Annotated in this window: 9 protein-coding genes; 4 read left to right on the top strand and 5 right to left on the bottom strand. The window is 70.6% G+C overall.

The annotated features are described in order from the left end of the window. Nucleotides 1-15 precede the first annotated feature (15 nt). Nucleotides 16-921: an MBL fold metallo-hydrolase gene (locus VET29_RS01995; protein ID WP_324913733.1), complete on the bottom strand. Its 906-nt coding sequence runs from the start codon at nt 919-921 to the stop codon at nt 16-18. 139 nt (nt 922-1,060) lie between these two features. Between VET29_RS01995 and VET29_RS01990 the strand changes: the two genes are divergently transcribed. Continuing rightward, the gene (locus VET29_RS01990; protein ID WP_324913731.1) at nt 1,061-1,984 is read left to right on the top strand and encodes a helix-turn-helix transcriptional regulator; all 924 of its coding nucleotides are present in this window, start codon (nt 1,061-1,063) and stop codon (nt 1,982-1,984) included. Nucleotides 1,985-2,002: 18 nt separating this feature from the next. On the opposite strand, the gene VET29_RS01985 is transcribed toward VET29_RS01990, so the two are convergent. Next, nucleotides 2,003-2,155: a hypothetical protein gene (locus VET29_RS01985; protein WP_324913729.1), complete on the bottom strand. Its 153-nt coding sequence runs from the start codon at nt 2,153-2,155 to the stop codon at nt 2,003-2,005. Nucleotides 2,156-2,578: 423 nt separating this feature from the next. After that, nucleotides 2,579-4,075 (bottom strand): hypothetical protein, encoded by a 1,497-nt coding sequence (locus VET29_RS01980; RefSeq protein WP_324913727.1) that lies wholly within the window; start codon nt 4,073-4,075, stop codon nt 2,579-2,581. Between the two features lie 436 nt (nt 4,076-4,511). On the opposite strand from VET29_RS01980, the gene VET29_RS01975 reads away from it, so the two are divergent. From VET29_RS01975 to VET29_RS01965, 3 genes are read left to right on the top strand one after another with little or no spacing between them, the layout of a single operon-like run. Further along, nucleotides 4,512-9,047: an SGNH/GDSL hydrolase family protein gene (locus VET29_RS01975; protein WP_324913725.1), complete on the top strand. Its 4,536-nt coding sequence runs from the start codon at nt 4,512-4,514 to the stop codon at nt 9,045-9,047. Nucleotides 9,048-9,064: 17 nt separating this feature from the next. Further along, nucleotides 9,065-9,556, top strand: a complete 492-nt coding sequence (locus VET29_RS01970; RefSeq protein WP_324913724.1) for a hypothetical protein — start codon at nt 9,065-9,067, stop codon at nt 9,554-9,556. After that, complete coding sequence (locus tag VET29_RS01965; RefSeq protein WP_324913722.1) at nt 9,553-10,032, top strand: peptidoglycan-binding domain-containing protein; 480 nt, start codon at nt 9,553-9,555, stop codon at nt 10,030-10,032. The genes VET29_RS01970 and VET29_RS01965 overlap by 4 nt, the downstream gene beginning before the upstream one ends. A gap of 56 nt (nt 10,033-10,088) precedes the next feature. Here VET29_RS01965 and VET29_RS01960 read toward each other — a convergent pair whose 3' ends face one another. Next, the gene (locus VET29_RS01960; RefSeq protein ID WP_324913719.1) at nt 10,089-10,490 is read right to left on the bottom strand and encodes a peptidoglycan-binding domain-containing protein; all 402 of its coding nucleotides are present in this window, start codon (nt 10,488-10,490) and stop codon (nt 10,089-10,091) included. A 43-nt stretch (nt 10,491-10,533) separates the two neighbouring features. After that, a complete protein-coding gene (locus tag VET29_RS01955) occupies nt 10,534-11,520 on the bottom strand; it encodes an ArsR/SmtB family transcription factor (RefSeq protein ID WP_324913717.1) in 987 nt (328 codons plus the stop codon). Nucleotides 11,521-11,661 lie beyond the last annotated feature (141 nt).

The raw sequence follows: 11,661 nt of genomic DNA, 5'->3' as shown, positions 1-11,661 counted from the left end.
CTCCTCTCTCGGGCTTCAGGAGATGCGGGAGAAGCCCGCCCACTCCTTGATCACGAACTTCGACCCGGCCCGCGCGACCTCCGCGGCACCTTGGCCGCCGAAGTGCGCCGGGAAGACCAGCGCGCGGTGCTCGGCGGCGCGGCCGAGCAGCCGGTGACGGGTGGCCCGGGACTCGGCCGGGTCCTCGCAGAAGCAGGAGTTGATCGCCGGCTCCACGATCTGCAACGCCGTGTGCACCAGATCCCCGACGAACAGGGCCCGCTCGCCGCCGGAGTCCAGGGTGAGCACGGACGAGCCGGGGGTGTGCCCCGGGGCGAGATCGAGCCGCAGGTTCCGGTCGATCCGGTACGACCCCTCCCACAGGTGGGTCAGCCCCGCCTGGTGGACCGGCGTGACGCTGTCCTCGAAGACGTTCTGGTTCCCGCGGCCCAGCACGGGCCTGTGCTCGTTGGCCGGGTCCCAGAACTCGAAGTCGCGCCGCGTCATCAGGTACGTGGCGTTCGGGAAGGTCGGCACCCACGTCCGGCCGTCGAGGCGGGTGTTCCAGCCAACGTGGTCGACGTGCAGATGGGTGTTGACCACGATGTCGACGTCCTCCGGCGCCACCCCGGCGGCGGCGAGGTTGTCGAGGTAGCTCGTGTCCAGCCGGCTCCACACCGGCGTGTACGGCCGGTCCTTGTGGTTGCCCACGCCGGTGTCGACGAGGATCGTGCGCCCCTCGCTGCGCAGAAGCCAGGACTGGATCGCCGCATGGCACTGGTCCGTCTCCGGGTTCCAGAAGTCCGGCGCCAGCCAGCCACGGTGCTCGTCCCACGAGCCGCCGGGACTCTCCGGAAAGAACTGGCCGGGGGTCAATTCGACCGAGCCGTAGAACTCCTTGACGCGGGTGACGCTGACATCGCCCAGGATGATCTGATCCATGTGGTCCGTCCTCGGGGGTGGGGCAGGTCGTGGAACGAGACCGAGCCTGGACACGCGGGCGCACCCGAACCACTCCCGCTTCGTCGTACCCCTCGCAGGGTGTGGCCGGGAGCGGACCCCACCCCGAATACTGGGGGCGATGGACGGACCTGGCCCGCTCGGTGACTTCCTGCACGCACGACGATCGCGGCTGCGACCCGGGGACGTCGGCCTGCGCGACTTCGGGCACCGCAGGCGGGTGGCCGGGCTCCGGCGCGAGGAGCTGGCCCAGCTGGCCGGTGTCAGCGTGTCGTACTACACCCGGCTGGAACAGGGCCTGTCCCGCGGGGCCTCGCCCGAGGTGCTCGACGCGATCGCCCGCGCCCTGCTGCTCGACGACCACGAGCGCGAGCATCTCGACCTGCTCGCCGGCGCCGCCCGCCACGCGCCCCGGGCGAGCCGCCCCCGGCCCGAGAAGCTCGCCGACGAGACGCGCGACCTCCTCCGCGCCGTCGACGGCGTCCCGGCGCTGGTGCTCGGCCGGCGGACGGACGTGCTGGCATGGAACGTGCTCGGGCACGCCCTGCTGGCCGGCCACCTGGACTTCCACAGCCCGGACGACCCGGCGCGGCGCCCGAACATGAGCCGGCTGCTGTTCCTGGACCCACACTGCCGGGAGCTGTACGCGAACTGGAGACGCAAGGCCCGCGCGGTGGTCGGCAACCTGCGCGCCACCGTCGGCAGGCACCCGGACGACCCACCGCTCGCGGAGCTGATCGGCGAGCTGACCATGAAGAGCCCGGAGTTCGTCGCACTCTGGGCAGACCACCGCGTCGCCCCGTGCGACGCCGCCTCCTACGAGCTACACCATCCCGTCGTCGGCACGGTGACCGTGACACAGCAGACGCTGTCGATCGCCCGTTCACCGGACCAGATGCTCATCGTGTGCACGACCCCCGCCGGATCCCCGGCAGAGGAAGCCCTCGCACTGCTCCGGCAGACGACCGGCGGCCATGCGCCGCACACGGACGGTGTCGACGGTCCCGTGTGGACGCGAGGCCCTGCCACGGAAAGGCCGTTCTGATGCGGTGATGAACCCGGTTCACTCGAGGTTCCGAGGTGTCGGACCCGGCTCGATGTCAACGGCGACAGCGTCGCCGAGACGTGCGGTGACGGCTGATGACGCGGCGTCGAGGCCGCCGGAGGCGAGCTTGTCCAACATGCCGGTGAGGGCCTCCAGTACCTGGCCGAACATCCCTTTCGGCTCCTTGACCTCGATACTGATCGCCCAGAATACGGCCTAATATGCCGCAACGCGCGATTGCTCTTTATCCCGATGTGGATGCGTTGGCGGACAAGGAATATCAGGTCACGAGCCGGGGTGATCGTCGGCGGTCGCCCTTAGTTCTCCGCGGACAAATGGTCGACGGTATCGGTATGGTTCGCGTAAATGAAGCGGTATTGCGGCAGCGAGATCTCAGTTCAAGGTGAGGTGTGGCCGGGCACGGATCCGGTGTTGCCGACGAACGTGTGGTTCCCGGCCGGCGCCCGGCCCGCCGGCTGCCGGTGGGCTGCCAGAACGCGGGCCGGCCGCCGTTCGCCGGGTGGCGCCACTCGTGAGCGGCGGTGGTGGCGTGGTTCGTCGCTCACCTCCTGCCCGTCGGCCGGGTGTGGGCGCTTACCGAGCGGGGGTTGGGCTGGTGTTGTCGGGGACGAGCCGTTGGTGGATCACGGTGTGGAGGTGGGTGGCACAGTCCTGGTAGGCGGTGGGTGCGGAGCCGTGGGGGTCGGCGATGTCGCCGGCGGGGTCGAGGCAGATGGTCTTGTCCGCGGCTTGGGGAGCCAGGGCGAGGATGGCGTCGCGGTGGGCGGCGGTCATGGTGTAGACGGTGTGGGCCTGGGCGATGAGCTCGGGGGTGACCTGGCGGGCGCGGTGCTCGGCTGTGGGGATGCCGAGCCGGGTCAGTGCGGCGCGGGCGTGTTCGGGCATGGGGGTGTCCGGGGTCGCGTTCAGGCCGGCGCTGGTGACCCGCCAGCGGGTGGTGGCCAGGGCGGCGCGGGCGATGGTCTCGGCCATGGCGGAGCGGCAGGTGTTGCCGCCGCAGATGAACAGCATCAGCGGTGGGGACGGGCGCAGGGCCGATCGGATGGCGGGGAAGGACAGGGCGAGGATGGCCAGCGCGACGAACCCGGTGCCGACGAGTTGGCCGGTGCCGGGGGCGGCGATGCCGGCGAGGGCGGTGAGGCCGAAGGACGCGACCAGGCCGGAGAGCAGGCTGGCGCACCGGTTGGCGGGGACGCACCAGGTGTACTCGCGGGGGTCGAGGTAGATGAGGGTGCCGTAGACGTAGAGCGCGGAGTACAGCAGCCCGATCCCGAACGCGGGGAGCACGGCGGGGGTGAGCAGGAAGGTGCTGAACCCCTCGCGCAGCGCGGCGGGGATCGGTCCGAGTCCGGTGGCGGCGATCACGGCGCACAGCAGCAACTGCCACACCGCGGAGGAGATGGCCTCTTCCGCGAAGTAGCGGCGGTCGGTGTGCTCGTCGCCGGTCTTGGCTACCCGGCTCATGATCTGGAACCGGCCGGTGTAGCCGGCGTAGTAGACGGCGAGGCTGGCCACGGCGCCCAGGGTGAGGGTGTAGGAGTTCACGTCGGCCAGCGCGGTGGCGACCGCGCCGAGGCTGAACACCAGCGCGGCCCAGGAGTAGACGCGGACGCGGCGGCGGCGCACGGTGTCGACGATCGGGGACAGGATCAGCACACCGGCACGCATCATCAGCAGCATGAACAGGATCGACACCCCGGCGAAGGTGTAGTTCAGGGTGGTGGTGGCGATCACCAGCGCCATGAAGAACCCGGCGACGATCATGGTGCGGCTGGGAAACCTTCGGGCCCGGCCCAGCACCTCGCGGGTGCCGATGTAGCGCCACCAGCCGGTCAGGCCCAGGAACAGCGACGCGCCGACCAGCGTGCCCAACGCGGCGGCGGGCAGCAGTACGAAACCGCCGACCTGTGCGTCCATGCCGGGCAGCAACCCGGCCGACAACGACTTGGTGAGCGCGGCGTAGGGGGTGTACCAGAAGAAGTAGCCAATCGCCAGGCCGAGCATGCCACCGGCCAGCCACCATGACCGACGGGATGACGTCCGGGTTTTCGCCGCACGGGTAATCGCCATGATTGTTCTCCACATTCCACAGTGCGCAAGAAAAGAAAGGACTGCCCGAACAGCCGCGGTCATCGATTGACTGTGGACCGGGGCAGGCGGCGATTGGCGTCGTCACCCATGCGACGCCAATCGCCGGTTTTACCTGGGGCCCGGGGTCGATCACCCGGGCCCGCCTGATGATCGACCCCACCAACATAAGGGGGTTACCCGCCGGTAATAGCCCCAGTGCGGGACGCTGTGCGCTGCCCCAGGCAGGGGTGCTTGCACCAGGCGGGGCAGCTTCCGCTCGGACGTCGGGTCCGGCGTCCACGTCGGATCGGTGGTATCCCGCGGCCCGGCAAAACTCGTGTTCCACCGCGACCGAGGCGAATCCTGTCGTCCTGTGTGTTTGCGTTGAGGTGCAAGTCTTCTGGTCGGGTTGGCGCGCGGTCCCGATGCTGTGGCGATGCGCCTGCCGAGACTCGCACCACTCGCCGTGGCGGTCGCACTTGCCACGGCCCTGCTGCCGTCGTTCGCCACCGTCGCTCCCGCCGCCACCGCCGTCGCTGCCGGTGAGCCGGCGGGAGCGGCCCAACTCGCCCCCGCCGATCCGTCCACCGTCGATCCCGTGGTGCGGGACCGTGTACTGCCCGCCGGATGGCAGTCCTCCCACGACCTCGCCTGGACCACCGACGGCGACTCGACCGGGTTCCACCTGTTGGTCGCCGACGCGAGCTCCGGGTACACCTGGCGTACCGCGGCGACGCTCGCCGAGCCGTGGCTGGAGACCGACCGGTGGATCGGCAACGCCTGCCTGACCGAGTCGGGGACGAAGGCGGTCGTCGTCTACGCTCCCCGCCACTTCACGAACCGGCCCTACCTGTTCGACCGGGGTGCCTTCGTGGCGGTGGTCGACCTGACCTCCGGCGCGGTGTCCAAGCTGGACGTGACCGTCTCACTCGCGTACTACGACCCCGGGTGCGGCGCCGGGGAGACCGCTGTCCTGACCCAGTCCGGCGCCGTCGACCTCGGCCGGACCCGGTTGCACGTCGTCGACACCGCGAAGGCGGCGGTGGTCCGTTCGCTCGAGCTCGACGGGGAGGTCACCTCCGCCGTCCCGGCCGGCGGCGGCGTCCTGGCCGCGCGCGGTGGACAGATCATCCGCGTCGGCGACGACGGCAAGGCCACACCGGTCGCGGACACCCGCGGCACGGCGATCCGCCTGCACCCGGACTCGGCGGGCGGGATCGTCTACCTCGAACGTGACGGCGACACCTCGGTGGTCAGGCGGCTCGCCGGCGGGCAGGCCCACGAGCTGGGGCGTGGCCCGCTCACCGAGGTCAACCTCGTCGCGGGGACGGGGCGGCGGGTGTTCGTGACCGGCCGGCCCGCGATGGCGAAGGCCCTGCCGGCGGCGGTCACGCGGGTGCCGGTGGCCGCTGACGCGGAGGTGTCCACCGATGGCGGCGTCACGCTCACCCGCACCGACCAGGCGAGGAACCTCGCGCTCGTGGCCACGCCCGAGCGCACGATCTCGCTGCGTGCCACCGTGCGGGCGACCGAGAAGTCCGTGGACTTCGTCGTGACCCCGTCGGCCAGGTTGTCCCCGCGCGCGGCGGAGGGGACGCGGCCGGCGCCGGTGGAACCCGACGCCGCGCCGAGAACGGAGTCGCCCACCAACCCCGTCGACCAGGACCGGGCCTGTTCGGTTCCGCGCAACGACGCGCGGATCCAGGTGTACCAGCCGCACTGGAGCCAGGTGGAGTGGGCGGCCGAGCAGGCCGTGCAGGGCGGGCTGTCCATCCAGCGCCCGGTGAACTGGAAACAGTCGGGCATGCCGGTCGCCTGGCGCCCGCAGCTGATGTTCGAGCCGGTCGGGCTGGCCGGCGGCGGCCGCGTGCCGGCGCAGATCCTGCTCGGGGTGCTCGCACAGGAGTCCAACCTGTGGCAGGCCTCGTTCCACGTCGCGGAGGGCGTGACCGGCAACCCGCTGGTCGGCAGCTTCTACGGCGTCGAGGACGGCTGGGGCATCAACTGGGCAGGCGGTGACTGCGGGTACGGCGTCGCGCAGGTCACCGACGGCATGCGGCGCACCGGCACGGGTCTGCTCCCGCCGGAGCAGCAGCTCGCCGTCGCGGTCGACTACGCCACCAACATCGCGGCGGGACTGCGCATCCTGCAACAGAAGTGGAACCAGACCCGCGCGCTCGGCATGACCGTCAACGGCGGTGACGCGAGCAGGATGGAGAGCTGGTTCGCCGCGCTCTGGGCCTACAACAGCGGGATCAACCCGCAGGCCAGCACCGGCAACACCACCGGGTGCAGCCCGGGACCGAACTGCACCGACGCGGCGGGCAACGGACCCGGCGGCAACTACGGCCTCGGCTGGTCGAACAACCCGGCGCGCCCGGACTACCCGTTCAACCGCACCCCGTTCCTGGACAACGACAACTACGACGACGCCCGGCACCCGCAGCACTGGCCGTACCCGGAGAAGGTCATCGGCTGGGCGGCCTACCCGATCGTGAAGTACACCGGCGGCGAGGGGTACGAGGGCGGTTACAAGCAGGCCTGGTGGACCTCCAACGACTTCCGCACCAGCGCGAAGCCGCCGGTCGGCAAGTTCTGCGACCCCAGCCCGACCACCGGGAACCTGTGCAACCCCAACAACATCGGCACCGCATCGAACCCCTGCCTGCGCACGAGCGACTTCCACTGCTGGTGGCATTCGCCCGCGTCGTGGAAGGACTGCTCCCCCAACAGCAACACGTGCGGGTACGAGGCGGCCAACCTGTCGACGCCGGGCAGCGCGGAGCCACCGGACGCCGACCTGGCGGGCGCGTACGTCGACGAGTCACGCAACCGCTACCGGCCACGGTGTCACCTGAACGGCCTCCCAACGGGGTCGCTCGTCATCGACGACGTCGGCGACTCGGTGCCGTCGGTCCGGCCGGACTGCGCGCGGACGTGGACGAACCAGGGCAGCTTCGGTCTCCGCTTCGCCCAGCACACCGACGGCCTCTATCACTCCAAAGTGGACTTCCACCAGATCGGCGGCGGCTTCGGCGGCCACTTCTGGTTCACCCACACCCGCACGGTGCCCGCGAACCAGGCCAAGAGCTGGGAGGTCACCGGGACCTGGACGCTCAACCGGTCGCTGAACCAGTGGGCGCGCGTGCTGGTGGCCATGCCCGACCACGGCGCGCACACCCAGCAGGGCACCTACACGATCAACCTCGGCAACGGGCAGACCAGGCGGCGCAGCATCCAGCAGAAGACCCAGGAGCACCGCTGGGTGTCGCTCGGCGCGTTCAACTTCGCCGGCACGCCGTCGGTGACGCTGTCGTCGATCACCGGCGAGGGCGACGGCACCCAGGACATCGCCTTCGACGCCGTCGCCTTCGCGCCCCTGCCCGGGAAACCGGACGAACAGCTGGTCGTGCTCGGCGACTCCTACGCCTCCGGCGACGGCGCGGGGAACTACTTCCCGGAGACCGACGACAGCGGCACCGGCGGCTCGGCGTGGCGCAACGGCTGCCACCGCTCGCGCAACGCGTGGTCCCGCCAGGCGGTGCTGCCAGGCACGACCGAGACGGTCGGCGCGCGAGCGGACCGGTTCGACCCGACCATGGACTACCACCTGCTGGCCTGTTCCGGCGCGAAGACCGTGAACCTGTTGCCTAACCAGGGTTTCGGCGGGCACGGCCAGCACAAGGAACTCTCCCAGCTGGACCGGGGGTTCCTGGACGACGCCACGACGACGGTCGCACTGAGTATCGGCGGCAACGACGCACACTTCAGCGACGTGATCACCCTGTGCACAGCGGGCACGCCCACGCCGCTGCAGGACTGCCGCGACTCGGCCGCGCCGACCGACTGGTACGGCGACCCACCCCAGGTGACCGCACCGCTGAAGGTCGCTCTGCCCGCGATCATCGACGACCAGGTCAAACCCGCGATCGAGACCGTGCTGCGGCAGGTGCGTGCCGCGGCACCGAACGCGCGGATCGTGGTCATGGGCTACCCGAGGCTGTTCCCGCTCATGGGCGACGGCGGCACCTGGTACCGCAAGCAGGTCTGCAAGACCACGCTCGGACTGATCGACGGGGAGATGGACTTCCTGAACGACATGAACGACCTGCTCAACGACGCGCTGCACGAGTCGGTCGTCAAGCTGCGGGACGAGCGAGTCCCCGTGTCCTACTCGGACCCCAGGGAGGAGTTCGAGCTGTCCCAGATCTGTTCGAGCGACGAGGCGAACAACGAGTCGATCCACCGCGTCGTCGTCAGCAAGACCGAGGGCGAGGACCCGTCCGGACTCGTGTCGCAACAGTCGTTCCACCCCAAGCAGGCCGGCGCGGGCCGCTACGCCGCGGCGTTCGTCACCACGCTGGGCGCCGTGCGCGACGGCGTCGGCCCGGTGGCGCCGCCGAGCACGCAGGTGGCGAAGGCGGAGCTGTTCGACCTCCAGTTCTATCCCCCGCCGCAGAACCCGCCGGCGTACGACCGGAAGAAGTTCAACCCGACCACGTCACGGGACTGGGCGTTCTACGCCGGTGCGAACTGCACGACCCGGGAGATCGTGTTGCGCCGCGACCGCACGCGGGTCGTCCCGGCGAGCGGATGCCCGGTGACGGAAGGCGAGTGGGCGAACCCGTACGCCACGGGCGCGGACGCCGTCATCACCGTCCCGCCGACCCCGATGAAGGATGTGCCCATCGACCACATGGTCGCGCTGAAAGACGCCTGGCGCAACGGCGCCAGCGGCTGGACCGACCAGCGCAGGATCATGTTCGCGAACGACCTCGAGCACCCACAGCTGCTCGTCGTCTCCAACAGCAGCAACGGCTCCAAACAGGACCAGCCACCGGACGTCTGGCTGCCGACACCGTCGTACTGGTGCACGTACGCCAGGTCGTGGATTCACGTCAAACGCGTCTACCACCTGGCGGTCACCTCCTCCGAGTACCACTCGCTCCTCGACATCGTCAATCACTGTTGACACAGGAAGAAGGTTCGATGAGAAGATCCCGTTTTCTGATCGTGTTGGTGGGGCTGTGCCTGGCGCTCGGCCTGGCCGCGGTCCCGACCGCCCAGGCCACACCGCTGCTGTGCACCGGCGCCGGGTGTGCGGGCGGCGACCCGCAGAGCTCCGGCTGCTCGGCGAGCGCGTCGAACGTGTCCGGCACCGAGTACTGGGCGAACTCCTGGAGCAGGTCGATGCGCGACAGCAGCGCCTGCTCGGCCCGCTGGGGCCGGATCGTCGTCGACGACTACCTGCCGACGCTCGGCTACGCGAAGAGCGTCGCGGTCGAGAGCCAGCGGTACTACGCGGGCAACTGGGTCGCGGCCGACTGGCGGAGCAAGCGTGTCGGCAGCGGGGTGGAGGGCACGTACTGGACGCCCATGATCGCCAACCTGTCCGACGACCGGGCCCGGGTCTGTCACCGCTTCGAGGCGCAGGACGGTTCCTGGTACGACCCGTGGACCTGCTCGGGGTGGGTGTCATGATCCGCCGGTTCCTGGTGGCCGTCCTGGGGTTGGTGTCCGCGGCCGGGACCGTCCTGGCCACGGCCCCCGCCGCGACGGCCGACGTCACCGCCGCCGCCACGCCGACCTGCACGAGCTGGTCGACCGCGTACGCCCCCTACACCACCGACTACGTCCTGCACATCCCCACGGCCGGATACCAGACCTACAACGACAACTGCATCCTCGAACAGGGCAACAACAACGACGCGGTCAAGGTGCTGCAACGCGCGCTGCGGTACTGCAGCGGCTACAACCTCTCGATCGACGGGGACTACGGGCCGCAGACCCGCGGCGCGGTGCTGGACCTGCAACGCCGCATGAACGACTCCTACAACGCCGGCCTGGAGGAGGACGGCGAGTACGGGCCGAACACCTACAACTGGGTCAAGTTCCCGGCCTGGTCGTGGCCGGCGAACGTCATGCAGAACAGCTGCTGGCACAGCACGATCGGCTGAGGAGTCCACAGAGGACCGGGCCCGCACACGAGGGGTGTGCGGGCCCGGTCGCGTGGTCAGAACGTGATCCGCTTGCAGCCACCGCCACCCACGATGCGGTGGCTCATGGCGCGCGCGGTCTGCGGGCCGTACACGCCGTCGGCCGCGATGCCGAGGCTGCTCTGCACCGCGGTGAGCACCCGCTTGGTCTGGGGCCCGAACTCCCCGTCCGTCGCGATGGTCATGTGGTGGCATTCCCGCAGGCTGTACTGGAGGTTCTGCACCGCCCCGTTCGGACCGGCGCCCTGGGCCATCATGCAGTTCGGCCGGAGGGAGGCGCTTTCGCCCGGCACGTAGGCGTTCTGCCACACGAGCGCGATGTCGCAGTAGGGCACTGCCGCGGCCGGGCTCGCCGGCGTGACGAGCACCCCCGCGGCGGCGAGCGCGACCGTGGCCAGGATCGTTCTGGTGCGTGTCATCTCTGTTCCTCTCATCGTTTTCTCCAAGAGCGGCGGCCGGTGCTCAGCCGCCGGTTGTCTCCAGCAGGGATCTCCCGAGCGGGGTGAGCGTGTGCAGCACGGCGGTGCCGTCACGTTCGCCGCGCAGCAGGCCCGCGTTGCGCAGCGTCGCGGTGTGCCGGCTCGCCGACGCGAGCGAGATGCCGATGCGGCGGGCGATCTGCGTGGTGGTGGTACCCGGGCCGACCGTCCGGAGCACGGAGCCGCGGGTGGCACCGATGAGGTCGTCGAGCGACCCGCCGGCACCGGCGACCGGCAGCCACGCGAACTCCTGCGCGATGGGGTAGACGAGTACGGGTGGCAGGTCGGGGTTCGCCAACGAGACGGGTGTGCGGCGGCAGAAGTAGGACGGCACGAGCCGCAGTCCCCGGCCGCCGAGACGCAGCTCGCGGTCGATGGCGTAGTCGACCTCGAGCACCGGCGGACGCCACCGCACGACCGGCGACATGCTCGCCCAGAGCGCCTCGACACCACCGGACGTCAGCCGGTGGACGCGGTGCGCGAGATCAGCCGCGACGCCGCGGTCGACGACCTCGGCGTGGGAGGCGATCACCACCCGGTGGTAGGCGCGCAGCGTCGCGGCGAGGTCGGTCAACGCGGCTGGTTCGCCGTCGCCGATGGGGGCGGTCCAGACCGGCAGGGTGTCCGTTCCGCCGAGCCGGCCGAGCTGTGCCCGCAGCTCCCGGCGCGGGGTGTGGCAGAGCGCGTCCAGGCCGGCGGCCAGCCCGAGCCGGCCGTCGGGCGGGGTGAGGAAGTCCGGGAAGTAGGGGCCCATGGGCGCGAGCACTCCCAGGACGCCGCGGCCGGCATGGACCGGCGTCACGTGTGACCGGGGCGTCGTCGCCAGGGCTCGCAGCCACGGCCGGTGGTCCAGCGCCCAGCCGCGTTCGCGCAGACGCCAGGCACTGAACACGATGTCCCACAGCGGGTCCGAGTGCGGGGCGAGGGTCACCCTGGTGAGATCCGCGGTGGTGAAGTGGATGCGCAGCATCGGTCGTACCGGCGGGGCTCAAGGGCCGGGGTGGCCGGCGTTGGTCGGCTGGTCCAGACGCTGTCGTGGTCCGGTCATCGCGTTCCTCCCTGGGGTCCCGGGGTGTCACGATGCGTGGCCGTTCGTGTGAAGTTCTTGCGG

Source organism: Actinophytocola sp. (assembly GCF_035634895.1).
Taxonomy (GTDB): Bacteria; Actinomycetota; Actinomycetes; order Mycobacteriales; family Pseudonocardiaceae; genus Actinophytocola.
This window is presented reverse-complemented; position numbering and strand designations above follow the sequence as displayed.